This is a genomic window from Streptomyces lincolnensis, assembly GCF_021173675.1.
Lineage (GTDB): Bacteria > Actinomycetota > Actinomycetes > Streptomycetales > Streptomycetaceae > Streptomyces > Streptomyces lincolnensis_B.
Map to the genome: position 1 here is coordinate 303,046 of NZ_JAIHON010000008.1, position 17,372 is coordinate 320,417.

21 protein-coding genes, 1 tRNA gene and 1 pseudogene are annotated in these 17,372 nt (G+C 70.4%); 11 read left to right on the forward strand and 12 right to left on the reverse strand.

From position 1 onward, the window contains the following. Positions 1-121: 121 nt before the first annotated feature. The 3 genes from K4B79_RS25130 (at position 122) to K4B79_RS25140 (ending at position 2,519) form a co-directional block, all read left to right on the forward strand. A complete protein-coding gene (locus K4B79_RS25130) occupies positions 122-877 on the forward strand; it encodes a GOLPH3/VPS74 family protein (protein ID WP_232029165.1) in 756 nt (251 codons plus the stop codon). A gap of 403 nt (positions 878-1,280) precedes the next feature. Beyond that, positions 1,281-2,138, forward strand: a complete 858-nt coding sequence (locus tag K4B79_RS25135; protein WP_067434487.1) for a helix-turn-helix domain-containing protein — start codon at positions 1,281-1,283, stop codon at positions 2,136-2,138. Between the two features lie 189 nt (positions 2,139-2,327). Further along, positions 2,328-2,519 (forward strand): DUF397 domain-containing protein, encoded by a 192-nt coding sequence (locus tag K4B79_RS25140; protein ID WP_232029166.1) that lies wholly within the window; start codon positions 2,328-2,330, stop codon positions 2,517-2,519. Positions 2,520-2,683: 164 nt separating this feature from the next. Here K4B79_RS25140 and K4B79_RS25145 read toward each other — a convergent pair whose 3' ends face one another. The 3 genes from K4B79_RS25145 to K4B79_RS25155 all read right to left on the reverse strand — a co-directional run bounded on the left by K4B79_RS25145 (position 2,684) and on the right by K4B79_RS25155 (position 5,152). Beyond that, positions 2,684-3,553, reverse strand: a complete 870-nt coding sequence (locus K4B79_RS25145) for a MerR family transcriptional regulator (protein ID WP_374208509.1) — start codon at positions 3,551-3,553, stop codon at positions 2,684-2,686. Between the two features lie 77 nt (positions 3,554-3,630). Further along, positions 3,631-4,140: a glutathione peroxidase gene (locus tag K4B79_RS25150; RefSeq protein WP_232029168.1), complete on the reverse strand. Its 510-nt coding sequence runs from the start codon at positions 4,138-4,140 to the stop codon at positions 3,631-3,633. Between the two features lie 10 nt (positions 4,141-4,150). Further along, positions 4,151-5,152, reverse strand: coding sequence for an ArsR/SmtB family transcription factor (locus K4B79_RS25155; RefSeq protein WP_232029169.1), 1,002 nt, complete (start codon positions 5,150-5,152; stop codon positions 4,151-4,153). Positions 5,153-5,243: 91 nt separating this feature from the next. Between K4B79_RS25155 and K4B79_RS25160 the strand changes: the two genes are divergently transcribed. The 7 genes from K4B79_RS25160 (at position 5,244) to K4B79_RS25190 (ending at position 12,245) form a co-directional block, all read left to right on the forward strand. Beyond that, entirely contained in the window at positions 5,244-6,485 is a 1,242-nt protein-coding gene (locus K4B79_RS25160) for an MFS transporter (protein ID WP_232029170.1), read from the forward strand. Positions 6,486-6,794: 309 nt separating this feature from the next. Continuing rightward, positions 6,795-7,316: a hypothetical protein gene (locus K4B79_RS25165; RefSeq protein ID WP_232029171.1), complete on the forward strand. Its 522-nt coding sequence runs from the start codon at positions 6,795-6,797 to the stop codon at positions 7,314-7,316. A gap of 15 nt (positions 7,317-7,331) precedes the next feature. Then, positions 7,332-7,799 carry a hypothetical protein gene (locus K4B79_RS25170; protein ID WP_232029172.1) on the forward strand — a complete coding sequence of 156 codons (468 nt, stop codon included), beginning with the start codon at positions 7,332-7,334 and terminating at the stop codon, positions 7,797-7,799. A gap of 226 nt (positions 7,800-8,025) precedes the next feature. Continuing rightward, positions 8,026-8,823, forward strand: a complete 798-nt coding sequence (locus K4B79_RS25175; protein WP_232029173.1) for a hypothetical protein — start codon at positions 8,026-8,028, stop codon at positions 8,821-8,823. Positions 8,824-8,850: 27 nt separating this feature from the next. Continuing rightward, the gene (locus K4B79_RS25180) at positions 8,851-10,005 is read left to right on the forward strand and encodes a sensor histidine kinase (RefSeq protein WP_232029174.1); all 1,155 of its coding nucleotides are present in this window, start codon (positions 8,851-8,853) and stop codon (positions 10,003-10,005) included. Next, positions 10,002-10,706, forward strand: coding sequence for a response regulator (locus K4B79_RS25185; RefSeq protein ID WP_232029175.1), 705 nt, complete (start codon positions 10,002-10,004; stop codon positions 10,704-10,706). Before K4B79_RS25180 ends, K4B79_RS25185 begins: the two co-directional genes overlap by 4 nt. Before the next feature lie 198 nt (positions 10,707-10,904). Continuing rightward, a complete protein-coding gene (locus tag K4B79_RS25190) occupies positions 10,905-12,245 on the forward strand; it encodes a ferredoxin reductase family protein (protein WP_232029176.1) in 1,341 nt (446 codons plus the stop codon). Positions 12,246-12,388: 143 nt separating this feature from the next. Here K4B79_RS25190 and K4B79_RS25195 read toward each other — a convergent pair whose 3' ends face one another. The 5 genes from K4B79_RS25195 to K4B79_RS25215 all read right to left on the reverse strand — a co-directional run bounded on the left by K4B79_RS25195 (position 12,389) and on the right by K4B79_RS25215 (position 15,283). Continuing rightward, complete coding sequence (locus tag K4B79_RS25195) at positions 12,389-12,955, reverse strand: Uma2 family endonuclease (RefSeq protein ID WP_232029177.1); 567 nt, start codon at positions 12,953-12,955, stop codon at positions 12,389-12,391. Between the two features lie 307 nt (positions 12,956-13,262). Then, entirely contained in the window at positions 13,263-13,856 is a 594-nt protein-coding gene (locus K4B79_RS48350; RefSeq protein ID WP_232029178.1) for a tetratricopeptide repeat protein, read from the reverse strand. A gap of 243 nt (positions 13,857-14,099) precedes the next feature. After that, complete coding sequence (locus K4B79_RS25205) at positions 14,100-14,450, reverse strand: hypothetical protein (protein WP_232029179.1); 351 nt, start codon at positions 14,448-14,450, stop codon at positions 14,100-14,102. A gap of 255 nt (positions 14,451-14,705) precedes the next feature. Continuing rightward, positions 14,706-14,969, reverse strand: coding sequence for a hypothetical protein (locus K4B79_RS25210; protein WP_232029180.1), 264 nt, complete (start codon positions 14,967-14,969; stop codon positions 14,706-14,708). Continuing rightward, positions 14,966-15,283, reverse strand: a complete 318-nt coding sequence (locus tag K4B79_RS25215; protein WP_232029181.1) for a hypothetical protein — start codon at positions 15,281-15,283, stop codon at positions 14,966-14,968. Before K4B79_RS25215 ends, K4B79_RS25210 begins: the two co-directional genes overlap by 4 nt. Positions 15,284-15,431: 148 nt before the next feature. Here K4B79_RS25215 and K4B79_RS25220 point away from each other — a divergent pair, with 148 nt between their 5' ends. Then, positions 15,432-15,695 (forward strand): GntR family transcriptional regulator, encoded by a 264-nt coding sequence (locus tag K4B79_RS25220; RefSeq protein ID WP_232029182.1) that lies wholly within the window; start codon positions 15,432-15,434, stop codon positions 15,693-15,695. A 37-nt stretch (positions 15,696-15,732) separates the two neighbouring features. Here the strand turns inward: K4B79_RS25220 and K4B79_RS25225 are convergent. From K4B79_RS25225 to K4B79_RS25240, 4 genes and pseudogenes are all read right to left on the reverse strand, one after another. Continuing rightward, positions 15,733-15,945: pseudogene (locus tag K4B79_RS25225) on the reverse strand (hypothetical protein); the annotation flags it as partial. 403 nt (positions 15,946-16,348) lie between these two features. Next, the gene (locus tag K4B79_RS25230; RefSeq protein ID WP_232029183.1) at positions 16,349-16,795 is read right to left on the reverse strand and encodes a hypothetical protein; all 447 of its coding nucleotides are present in this window, start codon (positions 16,793-16,795) and stop codon (positions 16,349-16,351) included. Beyond that, on the reverse strand, positions 16,792-17,058 hold the full coding sequence (locus K4B79_RS25235) for a ribbon-helix-helix domain-containing protein (protein ID WP_232029184.1): 267 nt from the start codon (positions 17,056-17,058) through the stop codon (positions 16,792-16,794). The genes K4B79_RS25230 and K4B79_RS25235 overlap by 4 nt, the downstream gene beginning before the upstream one ends. Before the next feature lie 241 nt (positions 17,059-17,299). Then, a tRNA-Arg gene (locus K4B79_RS25240) sits at positions 17,300-17,372 on the reverse strand.

Below are 17,372 nucleotides of genomic sequence, written 5' to 3' on the forward strand. Positions count from 1 at the left end.
CTGACCCAAGCGGTAGACGAGAACGACATACCTACTGGTTCCACTACAAACAGGTCACGCACCCTCGACAGACCGATGTGAGAGGGGTCACCCTGTCATTCATCCACGCGGGGAGGCATGGATGGGCAGGAGCCGCAGAACACTTCCGGAGGAGCTTCTGCTGCTGGCGTTGGACCCGACCACGGGAACCACCGCACAGCCGCAGTCGCTCGACCTCGGTCTGGCCGGAGCACAGCTAGTGGAGCTGGCGCTGGCCGGACGGATAGCCCCAGACGGGGATCGTATCGCCGTGGTAGCACCACGGCCGACTGGAGACCCAACACTGGACTGCGCGTTGGAGTTGCTGCGAAGGCGTGGCGCTCCTGTGCGGGCGGTCCATTGGATCGGCGGGCCCCGCCTGGGGCTGCGCCAGACCTACCTCTCGCATCTGGAGCGGTGCGGCATGGTGCATGCCGTGGCGGGACAGATGTGCGGAGTGTTGCCGACGACGCGCTATCAGGCGACGGACAACGACATCAGCCGGGAGATCAGAGCCCGACTGGATTCGGCGATCCGCACCGGCGTGCCACCGGACCCACGGACGGCGGCGCTCGCGGCGCTGGCGCACGCGGTGGGCCTCGGCAAGCATCTGTACCCCGGGAACGAGGGGCGGTCCTCCCGCTCCCGGCTCAGGGATCTGATCAGGCACGACCCGATGGGCGGCCTCGTGGCGCACGCCGTGATGGACGTCCAGAACGGCGTGGCGGCGCAGCCGCGCCGCAACCCGGCCCCGGCCGGCCGTCAGGCCGCCCCCGGAGCCAGGCCCGCACCGGAACCCGCGCGCGGCGTTCCGATGCAGCCGCGCCGCGGGCCCATGGCACGTGCCGTGGCTCACTGAGCCGCAGTCCCACGGCACACCGCAGCAAAGGCACCACCACGCACCAGGCACTACCAGGCACCATGCACCACGCTCCACCGAGCGCCGCACCGCAGTCCCCCAACAGACCCGGTACGGGAGCCGCTGGTCCGCGCGGGGCGACGGAACCGTTCGTCCGGACATACCGGGCGACCGGTCTCCGCCGCCCCGCGCGGCCGCTTTTCCGGGCAGCGCGAACCACACGGCCCTGCGGCCCACCCGGATCGCGCGCCATGCGGGCACAGGACCGCACATCCGCCGACAAGCCCGCGCACAGCGCATATCCCTCGTTTCCCAGCGGTAGAAAGCACCTTGGTGGCAGTCTGCTCAACAGCAGATACGCAAAGTGGTAAGTACGAGGCACGCAGCCGGAGGTGCACGTCCCGTGGCGTCCAATGTCAATCCGACCGTCAGGCGACGCCGGCTGGGCCAGGAGTTGCGCCGGCTCCGCGAGCTCAAGGGCATGACAGCCGAGGAGGTCGCCGAGCGCCTCCTGGTGTCGCAGTCGAAGATCAGCCGCCTGGAGAACGGGCGGCGCAGCATCAGCCAGCGTGACGTCCGCGACCTGTGCGGGGTCTACGAGGTCGACGACCAGCGCGTCGTCGACTCACTGATGCAGATGGCCAAGGACTCGCGCCAGCAGGGCTGGTGGCACGCGTTCGGGGACATCCCGTACAGCGTCTACATCGGCCTGGAGACCGACGCCGAGTCGCTGAGGGTCTACGAACCCCAGATCATCACCGGCCTGTTGCAGACCCGCGCCTACGCCGAGGCCATCATCAGGGGCGGTTCGCCGGAGACCTCGGACACCGAGATCGACAAGCGCGCCCAGGTCCGGCTGCGGCGGCAGGATCGTATCGCCGCCGACCACGACTCGCTCCGGCTCTGGGTCGTCCTCGACGAGGCCGCGCTGCGCCGGGTCGTGGGGAGCCGGCCGGTGATGCGCGAGCAGCTGGAGTACCTGGCGGAGGCGTCCCAGCGGCCGCACATCACCGTGCAGGTGCTGCCGTTCGACGTCGGCGCGCATCCCGGTATCAACGGCCAGTACTCGATCCTGGAGTTCGCCGACGCGGCCGACTCCAGCGTGGTGTACATCGAGGGCGTCACCAGCGACCTCTACCTGGAGAAGGCCCACGACGTGCAGAAGTACACGGTGATGTACGAGCACCTGCGGGCCCAGGCGCTGAACGTCGACCAGTCGCGCCAACTCATCGAGGACGTGGCGAAGGAGTACGCCCGCTGAGCCGTTTCCGGTGGGAAGGGCGGGAATATACACCACGGACCGGTTCCACTGGAAGAATCCTCTGGAATATGCCATCCAGAAGAGTGAACGACTGCTCCTAAAGGGGAGGGCGGCGAGTAGCGTCGATCACGCCAACGATCAGCAAAGGTTGGCGAGAACCGAACGGCGCTACTGTCTAACGGAGCAAACATGGCGATTCGCCTGGGTGCCACGGAAACGTGGATGACGTCCTCGTACACCAACAACAACGGCGCGTGCGTGATGGTGCGGTCGACCGACGAGACCTCACTGCACGTGGGGGACACCAAGGTCGGCCCCGACGGGATCAAGGTGGCGTTCCCCGCAGACGCGTGGAACGCCTTCGTGGCCTCGGTCAAGTAGGAGGCCGGGTCCTTCCGATCCGGCCCGACCACGATCACGATCACGAGAAACAGACGAAAAACAACTGCACAAGCGCCACAGTGAAGAGCCCTCTCGACCAGATCGCCGTCCTAGCCGAGGGGGCTCGGCCTGTGTCACCGCCCGGCCTGTGTCCGGGCCCGGCTTCACCCCACCGGGAACGCCACGTCGCACACCGGGTCCTGGGCGCCCGCCGTCTCCCAGTCCGCGAAGTACACCTCGCGGCAGGGCCCCGTCTGCTTCAGCCTCCGGGCCGCCATCCACTCCTCCACCGCCTCGAAGGCCGCCAGGATCTGCGGATGGGCCACCTGAGCCTTGGTGATCCGGGTGTACGCCAGCCGCCGGGCCGGCTCCACCCGTACCGCCGTCTCCCAGGCCCGCCCGTGCCGCGCGGCCCACGCCCGGGCGGCGGCCTCGTCGGCCACCGGTACGCAGGACTCGGCCGGGCCGTCGCTCTCCATCGACACCTCGGAGTGGTAGACGACGTACGGCGCCGCCGTGCTGCCCCCGCACTCCCGGGAGGCCTTTTCCAGCCGCCCCAGCGAGGCGCCGATCCAGGCGGGCAGTTCGTCCGCCAGCGTGTGCCGCTTCTCGGTGATCACCACCCGCTCCGGCACGTCCACCGTCTCGACCGCGAACTTCCCGTACATCTCGGAGCTCCTCCCCGACAGCCGTCCACGGAGGTACTCGGCGAGCGTCCGCTGCGAGGCCAACCTCGCCTCCACGTCCGCCCAGTACGCGGCGAGCCGGTCGGCGGCCCGGCACCCGTCGCCCGCCCCGGCCGCCCCGACCACCTCGGCGATCCGGGCGAGCGGCATGTCCAGCTGCCGCAACAGGGCCACGAGCCGGGCGCGTTCGATCTGGTCGGCGCGGTAGTAGCGGTAGCCGCTGACCTCGTCGACGTGCGCCGGTGCCAGCAGCCCGAGCCGGTCGTACAGCCGTAGCGCCTTGGCCGAGAGCCGGGACCGGGCCGCGAACGCGCCGATGGTAAGCAGTTCGTCGTCCACCCGAGTCATCCTCCGTCACCGGGCGGCTCTGTCCGCCCGGTGACCAGGAGGCTCGCCCTTGCCCCAGGGGCAAGGTCAACGACCGTCTAGCCGAGCGCCTTCTCCACCGCGGCCACGAGCTCCGCGGCCTCCGGCTCGGTCTGCGGCGAGAACCGGGCGACGACCTGGCCGTCCCGGCCGATCAGGAACTTCTCGAAGTTCCAGCGGATGTCCCCGTTGTGCCCCTCGGCGTCGGCGAAGCCGACCAGGCGCTCGTAGAGGGGGTGCCGGTCCTCGCCGTTCACCTCGACCTTCTCGGTCATCGGGAAGGTCACGCCGTACGTCGCCGAACAGAACTCGGCGATCTCCTCGGCGCTGCCCGGCTCCTGCCCGAGGAACTGGTTGCAGGGCACCCCGAGGACCGTGAAGCCACGCTCGGCGTACTGCGCGTGCAGCCGCTCCAGACCGGTGTACTGCGGGGTCAGGCCGCACTTGGAGGCCACGTTCACGACGAGCACGGCCTGACCGGCGTACTGCGCGAGGTCGGCGGCGCCGCCCTGGAGGGCGCCTATCTCGACATGGAGGGGGGAAACACCGTTGCTGTCTACAGTCGTCATGCAGCGGAGCCTAACTCCGAGAGGTGGCGTCCCCCTGACCGGACCCCGAGGTTCCGGCCGCCTTCAGCAGCACCTCGCCCGCCGCGGTCCGCGAGTACAGCACCGACCGCCCCGCCCGCCGCCGCTCCACCAGCCCCGCGTCCAGCAGCACCCGCAGATGCCGGCCGACGGAGCCGAGCGCCTGCCCGGTCACGGCGACCAGCTGGCTGGTGCTGAGGGGGGAGCCGAGGAGGCCGAGCACCTCGGCCCGCGCGCCCCCGAGCAGCGCGCCGAGCGAGGCGGGCACGGTCCGGGCGCCGGGGTCGGCGAGGACGCCCGCGCAGGCGTAGACGACCGCGTACCGGTCGGGCTCCTCCCAGGACACCCAGCCGGTCTTCGGGGTGACCGGCACGAAGAGCAGTTCGGCGCCGGAGATCTCGCGGGGCGGGTACTCGTGCGGGTTCACCTGGAGCCGGTTGTCACCGAGCCACCGTGTCCGCCCCGGCCGCAGCGAGCCCAGCACGGCCGCCCAGCCGCCCCGGCTCACCTGCGCGGTCCGGGCCACCACGTCCGCCTCCAGCACCCGTCGACGCCGGTCCCAGTCCGGTCGTACGGTCTCGGTCCAGACGTACGACAGGAGCGCGGCCGCGCGTTCGGGCAGGTCGTCGCGTTCCAGTGCGGCGGGCAGCGGGCCGGCGAGGGAGACCCGCAGGTGCGCGCGGGCCTCGCCGGGGTCGGCGGCCCGCACTCGGGCCACGCCCTCCTCGAAGGTCTCCCGGTCCCTCGGTGTGGGCGTGAGGAAGTCGGCGATCCAGGACCGGCCCAGTCCGGCCCGCACGAGCCGCGCGGCCACCGGGTCGGCGGCCAGCCGGGCCCGGTAGCCGGGCAGGTGGGCGCGGAGCCAGGCCTGTTCGCCCGGGTGCGCGGGCCTGCCCCGGTGCAGCAGCTGGAGACAGGCGAAGACCTCGGCGAGCGGGGAGAGGACGAACCGGCTGCCGGCGAGGGTGTCGGCGTTGACCTGCCACCACCCCATGAGCAACCCTCCCGCTTCCCTCGCCCCGTCCGACCTTTCGCGTCCGCGCGAAACAATAACGACGACGTCCGGCCCGCCGAAGACTCTCGCCATGCGCAGCTACCACCACCTCTTCCGCACCCCGGAGTTCACCCCGCTCTTCCTCTCCTCCGCCGCCAACGTCGCCGCCCAGACGATCGCGGGGCTGGCGCTCGGCACGCTGGTGTACCGGGCGACCGAGTCGCCGCTGCTGTCGGCGGTGAGCATGCTCGGCCCGCAGCTGGCCCAGGTGCTGGGCGCGACCGTCCTCCTCTCCGGCGCGGACCGGCTGCCCCCGAGGGCCACGATGACGGGCATCTCCCTGGCCTTCGCCGCCGGTACGGCGCTCATGGCGCTGCCCGGCCTCCCGCTCGCCGCCCTCTTCACCGTCGTCCTCCTCCAGGGCCTGATCGCCTCGCTGGGCGGGGGAGTGCGCTGGGGACTGCTGAACGAGATCCTGTCGCCGGCGGGCACCGGGGCGGGCACCGGGGCCGGGGCGGACGGCAAGGGCGGCTACCTGCTGGGCCGTTCGCTGTTCAACATGATGAGCGGCCTGCTCCAGATCACCGGCTACGCGGTGGCCGGCGTCCTCCTGGCTGCCCTGTCCCCGCGAGCCGCCCTGCTGCTGTCGGCCGCGCTGTACGTCACCGCGGCCGTCGTCCTGCGCCTGGGCCTCACCCCGCGCCCGCCCCGCGCCCAGGGCCGCCCGTCGGCGGCCGAGACCTGGCGTACCAACGCCCTGCTGTGGTCCTCCCGCCCCCGCCGCCACCTCTACCTCGCCCTGTGGATCCCCAACGGCCTGATCGTCGGCTGCGAATCGCTCTACGTCTCCTACGCCCCCGAAGCGGCCGGCACCCTGTTCGCCTGCGCGGCCCTCGGCATGTTCGTCGGAGACGTCACCGTCGGCCGCCTCGCCCCACCCGCCCTGCGCCCCCGCCTCGGCACACCCCTGCTCCTGCTGCTGGCCGCGCCCTACCTGCTCTTCGCCCTCGGCCCGAACCTCCCCCTCGCGGCCGCCGCCGTCACCGTGGCCTCCGTCGGCTTCGGCGCGAGCCTCGTCCAGCAGGAACGCCTGATGACCCTCGTCCCCGCCCAACTGACCGGCCACGCCCTGGGACTGCACTCCGCCGGAATGCTCACCCTCCAGGGCCTGAGCGCCGCCCTGGCAGGCACCATCGCCCAACTCACCTCACCCACCACGGCAATGACCCTGCTGGCAGCCGCCTCCCTCACGGCGACGGCATCAGTGACGGCATCCAGCCGCCGACACACTCCCGAGGGCAGCGGCTTGGCGCCGTCCGGCGGACTGTCATGAAAGATCGATTCCGGGATCAAGGATCAAGTCCTGATTTCCCTTAATTGGGTAAAGGGAGGCATGGGGAAGGTAATTCTTTTCATGCTCGTCCGGTCTCTTCGTGCTGACGGAACGGGAATATCGCCGACGCCAAGCTCAAGGCTCGCTCAGATCGTTCGCATTTTCTTGACGATCACCCAGGCATTGCGTGATGTTCTGTTCACGCCACTCCCGCACGGGGGTCAAAGGGAGGCAACGATGAATGCCGCGTTCACTCGCGCATGCACAGCCGCTGCGCTGACTGTTTTTCTCACCACAGGGGCCGGGGGAGTGAGTACCGCTTTTGCGGACGACGCCCCCACGACCGTCAACGTCGATCAGGACGGGAACCCGATCCCTCAGGCGCCGGACGCCGCTGACGTCCCGGTGCACCCGGACGGCTGTCCGCCCGACCCGGGCTTCCGCTTCTACAACGTCAAGAGTGTCTTCGTCGGCGACAAGAGCAAGACCGTCTACGGCCAGTCCGGCGTCACGCTCTCGGTATCGGTGGCCAAGGGCCACACCTGGACCGGCACCTTCACGTACGCCGCCAAGCTGAGCGAGTCGGTCCTCGTCGCCTCTGCCGAGGAGACGATCAGTGGCTCGATCTCCTACGCCAAGACCACCACCGTCACCCTCAGCGGGTCGTGGAAGGTCCCGGCGAGCCAGAAGGACGGATGGCTGGCCCTCGGCTCGAAGGGATACTCCTTCAAGTGGGAACGGGGTTCCACGAACGGTGGCTGCAAGTGGATCGTCTCCAACCACGGGACCGCCAAGCTCCCGGCGCTCTCGCCCTACATCGCCCACTCCTGAGTCGAGGACGATCTGATGAAGCCCTCCCTGCTGGCCTTCGGCCTGTCGGCCCTGGTGCTCGTGTCGGCCTGTTCCGGCGGGGCCGGCGCCCGGGCGACCGCCACCCCTGGGGCGACCGCCAACCCGGGGGCGACACCGCAGACCCCGACGAGCCCCGACCGCCTTCCCGATCCGGTCCAGTCACCGGTGCCTGTCGGTTCGAAGACGCTGTACACGGGATCGGGTCATGGCACGGGCGGTGTCACCCTCCCCGAGTCCGCGCGGAAAGCCGCGTCCGTCACGGTGATGTGGACATGCGCGGGCCCCTCCACGTTCGACATCACCGCCGCCGGGAAAACCCTCGCCGGATCCCGGTGCGGTGATGGGAACGGAGCGTTCACCGCCGAAATACCGCGCGCCGATATACGCGAGTTGGCATGGAAGTTCGCGGCGGCCAATTCGGTGATCTGGCGCATCACCGTCACTCAACCACCGACAGGCTAGGAGCGAGAGGGCGAGAGGGCGAGAGGGCGAGAGGGCGAGAGGGCGAGAGGGCGAGAGGGCGAGAGGGCGAGAGGGCGAGAAAGGGAGCGCGCGTCGACGCCGGGGAATCCGTCGTAGACGATCTGGAGGCCGTCCTGTTCGGGCGCCGGGTCATACCCAGGTCTGACCCCGCGGTTCAGGTCCTGGTCCGACGACCCGCGGGGACGATGACGGCATCGTCTTCGGCATGACGAATCCGACGACATCCGCGGTCGCCTCAGCCGCTCCGGCCACCCCGATCGGCGTCCGCCTGCGGGACGCGCTCCCCGTGGACCGGTGGGACACGACCGGCTTCCCCGGCCGCTGGGTGGGCGGCACCGCGATGGTGCTGGGCCCCCTCCTGATGCTGGCCGGCGCGTTGCTGCGGGCCCGCTTCCCGTTCTTCTTCCCCGGCCAACTCGCCGCGTACGAGCGGCACCCCACCCTGATGGCCACCGCGTACGGCCTCTTCGCCGCGGGCGGCGTGCTGCTGTGGCCCGCGGTCGCGGTGCTGGCCGCGCGGATCGGGGCGCGGAGTGCGGGCTGGGGCCTGTGGGGCGGGGTCCTGGTGATGTTCGGGCTGTTCGCCCGCGCCTTCCACGCGGGGGCGGACCACCTGGCCTTCCAGTTGGCGCGGTCCCAGGGGGCCGGGCCCGCGGCCGACACCGTCTCGGCGGGCTACGGCGCCTTCCACGTCTTCGCCACGCTGAACCTCGCCATCGTCGCCGGGTGGATCGTCGTCGCCCTAGGCGCCTGGCGCACCAGGGTGCTCGGCCCGCTCCGCGCCACCGCACTCGCCCTCACCGCGGCACTGCCCCTCGGCGTCCTGAAGGGAACCACCCCGCTGTCGCTGCTGGCACTGGCCGGACTGTGCGCGGCACTGGTGCCGCTGGGATGGGCCCTGCTCTCCGAAGCGCCCCGCCCCGGCCGGGCGGTGGTGCTGCGCTGGGTACCGCTGGCACTGGTGACGCTCGGACTGATGACGTTGCTCGGACAGGCCGGTTGAGTGCGCACGTTCACGTACGGTCGGCGCATGAAGCCCAGGAGACAGCGCCATCTCCACGCCCTCGACCTCGGCGCGGCCCTGGCCCTGACCGCCGTCTACATCGGCTTCGCCCGGCTGTCCGCCGTAGACGGCCAGCCCGTCTACACAGGGCCGTTCTGGCTCGGCTGCCTGATCGCCTGCGCGGTCGGCCTGCCGATCGCCGTACGCCGCCGTTGGCCGCTCGCGGTCCTGGTGACCGTCCTGGCCGCCCTGGCCACGGCGTCGTTCCTCGACATCCCGCGCGAGCCGTACGCCGCCGCCGGGCTCGCGGCCTACCTCGTCGCACTGGCCGAGCCCGCCCGACGGTCCGTGCCCGCCCTCGCGGTGGCGCTGCCGGTGGCGGGCGGTGCCGTGTACCTCGGCGAGGCGGTGGTCACTCCCGTCGGGGACGGGCAGGCCGCCGCCGGGGTGGCCGGGCTCGCGCTGCTGGTGATCGGCGGGGCCTGGGGCGCGGGGTTCGTCGTGCGTGGCCGCCGGGCCGAGACCGTCCGGGAGCAGCGGCGCCGGTCGCAGCGCGCACTGGACGAGGAGCGTCTGCGGATCGCCCGTGAACTGCACGACATCGTCTCGCACAACCTCAGCCTGATCGCCGTCAAGGCGGGCGTCGCCGGGCATGTGGCGGAGGCCGACCCGGGCGAGGCACGGGCCGCCCTCAAGGTCATCGAGGAGACGAGCCGTTCCGCGCTGGCCGAGATGCGGCGCACGCTCGGCGTACTGCGTACCGAGGGCACACCGCTGCGGCCCGCACCGGGCCTCGACCACCTCGACTCGCTCGCGGCGGAGGCCGGCCGGGCGGGGGTGGACGTCGACCTGACGGTGCGCGCCACGAAGGGCCTGGCCGAGGGCACACAGCTGACCGTCTACCGGATCGTCCAGGAGTCCCTCACCAACGCGGTCCGGCACGCCGCCCCGACCCGCTGCCGGGTCACGGTGGAGGCCGGTGAACGAGAGGTCCGTATCGACATCACGGACGAGGGACCACCGTCCGCGCCCCGGCATCCCGCCCGCCAACTCCCGGGCGGACACGGGCTCCTGGGAATCCGCGAACGGGCGATGATGTACGGCGGCAGCTTCGAGGCGGGCCCCCGGCCGGAGGGCGGCTTCGCGGTGTCCGTCCGCCTGCCCGTCGAAGGGAACCGATGACCATGACCGACGTGCCCCCGGTCCGGGTGCTGATCGCCGACGACCAGGCGATGGTGCGCGGCAGCTTCCGGGCCCTCGTCGACCACACGCCCGGCATGACGTCCGTGGGCGAGGCCGCGAACGGAGCGGAGGCCGTCGAACTCGCCCGCCGCGAACGGCCGGACGTCGTGCTGATGGACGTACGCATGCCCGACCTCGACGGCATCGAGGCGACCCGGCGGATCTCCTCGGACCCGGCCCTGTCCGACGTCCGCGTCCTCATCCTCACCACCTTCGACCTGGACGAGTACGTCTACGCCGCCCTGCGCGCCGGCGCCGCGGGCTTTCTGCTCAAGGACACCCCGCCGACCGAGGTCCTCGCCGCCGTCGGCGTCGTGGCCGCGGGCGAGGCCCTGCTCGCCCCCTCGGTGACCCGCCGCCTCATCGCGGAGTTCGCCCGCCGCCCCGAGCCCGCCCGTCCGCCCATCCGCTCCCTGGACGGCGTCACCGACCGGGAGCTGGAGGTCCTCGGCCTGACCGCCCGGGGCCTGTCCAACACCGAGATCGCCGAACACCTCCACCTCAGCCTGGCCACGGTCAAGACCCACATCGGCCGCCTGCTCGCCAAGCTCCACGCCCGCGACCGCGCCCAACTCGTCATCGTCGCCTACGAAACCGGACTCGTGGGCCCGGGCCTCCGCACGGGACGCCGGGCACCGTAGTCCCGGGCCCTGCCCGAGAGGCGCGGACATCGCGTCACCGAAGGCCACTCGAATTCGACGGTTCCGGCGTGAACGGATCGGACCGGCAATCCGTATGCTTCTCCGATCGAGGCATGTATCCGGAGGAATCACTCGATCTTCGTAGGTTTGCGCATACGGGTCACGGGTGCCGTGGCCCCGGGGGGATGTGGGGCGACCATGACGACGGCGAGCAACACGGTGCGCACACGCACCGTGCTTCCGGTGCGGGCGGCACGCTGGGCGATGTGGACGTTCGTCCTCGTCAACGTGGTGATCGTCGAGACGCTGTTCCTCAACGCCGGTTCGGGCAAGAACGACGTCCTCACGGTCGCCAAGTTCTTCGGAGTGCACGCGGCCCTGCTGTTGCTGTTCCAACTCCTGCTGGTGGCCCGGCTGCCCTGGCTGGACCGCCGGATCGGGATGGACCGGCTCACGGTGTGGCACCGCTGGCTCGGCTTCACCCTGCTCTGGACGATCCTCACCCACGCCACGCTGGTGGTGCTCGGCTACGCGACCCTCGACGACACGTCCATGGCGAAGACGTTCGTCGCACTGAGCGGCGTACCGGCCTCCCTGCTGGGCATGTGGGCCGCCGCCACCGTCCTCGTGGTCGCCGTGACCTCCACCCGGTCCCTGCGCCGACGACTGCGCTACGAGGTCTGGCACGGCCTGCACCTGCTGCTCTACGTCGCCCTGGGCCTGTCGTTCGTCCACCAGCTGCTGGAGACCACGACGTTCACCTCCTCCGCGTTCGCCACGGCCTACTGGTGGGCCCTCTGGCTGCTCGCCTTCGGCGCCCTGCTGACCGGGCGGGTCGTCATGCCGCTGTGGCGCAACGCCTACCACCGGTTCACCGTCGCCGCCGTGGTACCGGAGTCGGACACCGTGGTCTCCGTGTACGTCACCGGCCGCCACCTCGACAAACTCCCGGCCCGCGCCGGCCAGTTCTGCATCTGGCGGTTCCCCGGACACAACCACTGGTGGTCGGCCAACCCCTTCTCCCTGTCCGCGGCGCCGGGCACCCAGGGACTCCGCCTCACGGCGAAGGCGGTCGGCAGCACCAGCGCCGGCCTCCGGAACATCCCGACCGGCACCCGAGCCTTCGTCGAGGGCCCGTACGGCGCCTTCACCTCACTCCACCGAACCCGGCCCGGCACCCTCCTGATCGCGGGCGGCGTGGGCATCACACCCGTACGCGCCATGCTGGAGGAGCAGCCGACCGGCGACGTCGTCGTGCTGTACCGCGTACGCAGCGAGGCCGACGCCGTTCTGCTGAACGAAGTACGTCACCTCCTGGCCCTCCACGGCGGCCGACTCCACCTCCTCACCGGCCGAACCCGCGACAACGCCACCCCGCCCTTCGCCCCGGACAACCTGCACCGCCTGGTCCCCGACATCACCGAACGCGACGTATACGTCTGCGGCCCACCCGCCATGACCAGCACCGTGCTCACCACCCTCCGAGACCTGCACGTCCCCACCCAACAGATCCACGCCGAAAAGTTCAGCCTGACCTGACGGGGGAGGGCCTCGCCTCGCACTGTGTCCCCGGCAGGATTCGAACCTGCGACACCCGCTTCAGGAGTGGGATCGAATCCTTGCCGGGCGGTGCCTGGTGCTGCCGCGCGGTGCTGTTTCCCCTGTGCTGAGCAGCGCGTGGTTCAGACCTGGCCGAGGTCGATCTCCACCGGGAAGGGGGCTACTACCTTGAGGACGCCCGTGAACACGTCTCCCTCCCGGTAAGTCTTCGTCGCCGGGTCGAGAACATAGGTGTACACGAGAGGAACGCCTGTCGCGGCCTGCTCGATCCGCCAGTAGAAGCCGATGCCCGCCTTGGCGTACTGGTCGACCTTCACGATCCGGTCGGTGGTCTCCGAGCCCGGCGACACCACCTCCGCGACCAGCAGCACGTGCTCAGGGCGGGTCGGGGTGATGTCGATCGTGTCTGCGCGGTACACGACGACGTCAGGGCGGCGATTGGTGAGCGGAACGTCCTGAAGCCGGACGTCGAAGTCCGTGTCGGCGTTCCACTCCGGGCCCGCGGCGGCATCCAGGGCGTTCGCCAGAATCCGCGCCAGCCGGTGGTGCCGCTTGGACGCACTCGGACTCACGACGACCATCCCGTCCACGATCTCGATCCCGGCGCACTGCTCCTCGGACCAGGAGTCGTACTCCTCCGCCGTGATCTGCTCATGCATCCACGCCGGGGCCACCATCTCGGCCGTCATGAAGCACCTCCCGGACACTGTGCTGCGGGCCCGATCCCGCTGGATTCAGCGTACTGTCTGCCGTCCTTCCGGCACGCTGATCTCGCGCACGCTCCCTCCCGTCGGCCGACATCCGTCCAGCAAGCCCACGACAAGTGGGAGACCGGCGCGGTGGACTCCTCACCAGAGGATCGGAACACGGCCGGCGGCACCACTGGCCTGACGGTCACACCGGTGAGCGCTGAACCACCCGGCGACGTGGCCGTCGCGAAACCCTCGGCCGCAGAGCAGCATGGTTTTTGGCGATGCCGATTCTGGAGGAAGCGGGTCAGGAAGCCGAACCGTCGAGGTTGAGGCGGATCACGGCGAGCGCCTCGGCGATCTCGACGGTCATCTCGTCCTCCGGGCCGAACACCATGCACATGTCCTGGTGGAGCGGTTCGAGGACCTGCCGCGCCTCGGCGGTCCGGCCCTGGGCGAGCAGCAGCATCCCGATGTTGTGCCGCAGCTCCACGGCTTCCTCGCTCACGTCGCTGTCGACGGCCCGCACGACGTTCAGCACACCCTGGAGCGCGGCCAGCGCGTCGGTGACCTGGCCGAGCTCGGCGCGGCACCGGGCCGCCTGGGCGCGGCAGGCGCGGGCCTGCTCGCCGGTGGGCCCGGCGATACGGGCGTAGGCGTCGGCGAGGGCGTCGAACTCGGGCAGGGCGGCCCGGTAGTCGCCGCCGAGGAGGCGGATCGCCGCCCGCTGGCGCCGCAGCGCCAGGACCTGCCTGCTCTCGGAGCCGAGCGCGAGGGCGGCGGGTGCGATGACCTCGCCGAGCACCTCGGCGGCCTGCGCGAACCGCTCCTCCTCCAGCAGGGCGTCGGAATGCGCGTACGCCTCCTTGATGTCCTCGCGCAGCCGGGCGGGGACGGGCACCGGCGGGGCCCCCGGGAGGACGGCCGTCGGCCCCGACCGCCGGGCGCCGGGGCCTGGGCGCGGGCGCGGGGCGCGAACGGGCGACGGAACACGCCCGTGGGGTCGGGCGCGCCGGTCGGCCCGGCGTCCCTGTTTCAGCGGCGCGGATCAACTCGTCGGCTTTCTTCTCGACCTCGGCGATGAAGGCCGGCGGAGCTCCGCCGGCCACGTACTTCTCGCCAGGGTCGTACTCCCATCTCCAGGTCACTCGGACACCGCCTTGTACGCGGCGCGGATGATGTCGCCGGAGATCCTTACGTAGCGGCGGCTTTCTTCAAGAGTCTCGGCGGCGTTGGCCATGTACTCGGCGCGGCGCAACTCACGCGCCGCCTCGGGAAACCGCTCGATTTCGATGTTGGCGGCCCACGCGATCATGAAGAGCTGGAGGGGCTTGATGCTGCTCTGCTCGATGACGGCGGCGACGGCCTTGCGCTGATCGGCGTCCATTTCCGGCAGCCGCTCCGGCGCGATGGCGGCAAGGGCGGCCCGGAGGGCCTCGGGGGTCCGCGCGGGGCGCGGGATCAGCTCTGTGCCGTGGTCGGGCTGTGTGCTCACGATGTCCTCCAAGGGATGCCCCGGCCAGAGTTTCCAGCCGGGGCACACGCATCAGCTGTCGTCGTCCAGCCCCTCCTCGCGGCGGATCATCCGCCAGGTCGCCGTACTTCCTGGCGTAGTCGTTGAGGTCGGCGCGGAAGCCCTCCGCCGTCTCCTAGTCGTCCTCGTCCTCGCTTTCGAGCAGAGCGGTGGAGCGGGCGATGGCGGGGGAGACCAGAAGCTGCCACCGGCCCTGCGGCCGACTTGCGTACGCCGTCACTCCTCGCCAGCCGCCATGATGCCGACGCATTCTTCGAGCGCGGCGTGCAACGGCGTTACGAAGGCGGCGAGTTCGGCGTCCGACGCCTTCCCCACCTCCAGCACTGCGCCGACGACCGTCACCAGGACTGCGGCGGCCTTCAGGGCGTGCGCGTCGGCCAGCTCTTCAAGGCGGCCGCCGGGGCGCGTGACCGCCAGAGCCTCCTTGCCGGTGGCCGGGTCGAGGCCGAGGTTGCGCAGACGCGGCGTACTCGTGCTCATACGGCGACCTCCCACGGAACCGGAACGTAGTCCTGCCCCAGCGTCGCCAGGACCGCAGCCCGGCGCCGCTCGCGCTGAAGACGCCGCCGGTCCCGTTCGTCCCGCTCACGCTCCCACTCGACGACGTACGGCCGGACCAGGGGCAGGCCGTCGGCGGTGATGAGATCCGCCTGGTGCGGACGCGTGATCACGGGCGGGGGTTCCGGAGCGGGCGGACAGGGGGTGAGGGGCAGTGGTGGTGGGGGTGCCGCGGGGCGGTGGGTACCGCGGGCGGGCAGGAGGAGGGTCAGAATCGCGGCCAGTAGGCTGCGCATAGGTCGACTCCCAATCAGTCGGCTGAGGCCCCGGTAGGGAAGTAGCCGCTTCCCGTCGGGGCCGCTTTGCGTTGCGAAACCAAGATAGCGTGGATAACCGTAGATAACCACGGATGCGTGGAATGCTGTGGTCACCCACGCTGATGTCATGGAGCTTGACCGCACACGCCCGCTGTGGCGGCAGATCGCAGCGGAGATCATCCGGCGTATCGAGAAGGGCACGTATCCGCCGGGAAGCCGCGTGCCGTCCACTCTGGAGATCGCCCAGGAGTTCGGCGTGGTTAATGCGACGGCGGCGAAGGCGATGCGGCACGTACGGGAGCAGGGGTGGACGCGGGGCGAGGTCGGGCTGGGGACTTTCGTCGCCGACCCCCTGCCGCCCTCCCCCGAAACCCCCGACCCCTCCGCATAGCCGAAGCCGCGCTCCCCCTCAAGCCAGGGCGTACGCATCAGACCCCGTCGTCCAGGCCCTCCTCGCGGCGGATCATCCGCCAGGCCGCCTTGCGGGCGCTGCGGTCCAGGCTGGACTTGAAGCCCTTGTCGGGGCCGAAGTACTGGCGACCCATGCCCGCGATGGTGTCGATGTGGTCGGCCATCTTGTCCGCGAAGACGTTGTCGAAGACGAGGCCGAAGTTCTCCTCGTCGTTGACGACTGCCTGTTCGCTCACGCGCGCGTGTGCCGCCCTGCCAGGCAAGGCGCTGCCTCGTCCCTGCCGGATGACCATGGACGCGTCATGCTGCTGCGATGGGATTCGACGGAGCGGTCCAATGGGACGGTGACGCCTTCTGGCTTCAGATCGATCCGTATCTGATCGCCTCCGTCAACAACGCGGAGCCGCCTGCGGGGTTAACGGCGGCGCGACCGACTGTCCACTATGCTCGGCGAGGCCGGTGACGGCTGGTTCCGGGCCGGTGTCCTCCTGTCCCCGCGGCTTGTGGAGAGCGCGTGGCTTCTTAGTCCCGGCGGTCGGCTTGACCACAGGTAGCGGAGGATCCCATCGGCGTACGGCCGGTGGTCAGTCGGGAGCCGGCGAGTCGTCGGAGTGAGGTGCGGGCGGCGAGTCGTCAGACCTTCTCGACTCGCACGGAGTGTCCCGCGAGGAGTTGAGTCATGTCGTCGGTGTCGGACGTGAAGACGGTTGCCTCAGCTCCTTGCACGGCTTCCCGCCCTGCCGCAGCCGCCAGGATGGCGTCGATGGCGTACTTGTGACCATGTAGACCGGCCGCCTTCAGCATGTCGCGCGCCATGGCGATCACCTGGTCGTCCGTGTGTACGACGCGGATCCGGGACAGCGTCCAGTTCCACAGCGCCTGCTTCGACGTTTCGCGAGGGTCCCATGCTTCCAAGGTCGTGAGCGCCGACGTGATGATCGGGATGCCGAGCCGCGGAGCCGTTTTGATCAGCGCGGCCATCTCCCGATCGCCGTGAACCGCCTTGGAGAGGGCCTCGGAGTCGAACACGAAGACGCGCTGTCGCGGCCGGTGCATTTTCGCTCGGGGGATGCGGTTCACGCTGTCTCGTCTGAATGCGAGTGCTGCTCGTCGTGCCAGCCGTCAATCTCGGCGATACGGTCCAGCGCCGCTTGCTGCTCCTCGTCCGTCACGGCGCCGTGCTCTTCTTCGAGGCGTTCAGCCAGCTCGCGCAGTCGGTCCATGGCGTCCTGATGAGCGGCGGCGGCCGCAATGTAACTGGACACCCCGCGCGCATCGACACGTTCTTTGATCGATTCCACCAGCTCTTCCGGCACGGTGATAGTGATCTTCCGAGTTGCCATACTTCAAGTATGCCATGTCCTGTGTGTTGCGGGTGGGTGCCTCGGCTGCCGCCTCCTCGGCAGCCGCTTCATGCTTTGTCCGGGAAGGTCGGAGCCAGGGCGTGCGGGGCGTAGGGACTTTGCGGCGCGCGTGGGTCTTGGCGCTCCGCCCGCTCACGCAAACGGCCCCGGACGAGGAGTCCGAGGCCGAGTAAAACCCCTCCCTGAGGGAGAAACCTCAGGTCAGAGCGGTAACGCACTGTGCCCCCGGCAGGATTCGAACCTGCGACACCCGCTTTAGGAGAGCGGTGCTCTATCCCCTGAGCTACGAAGGC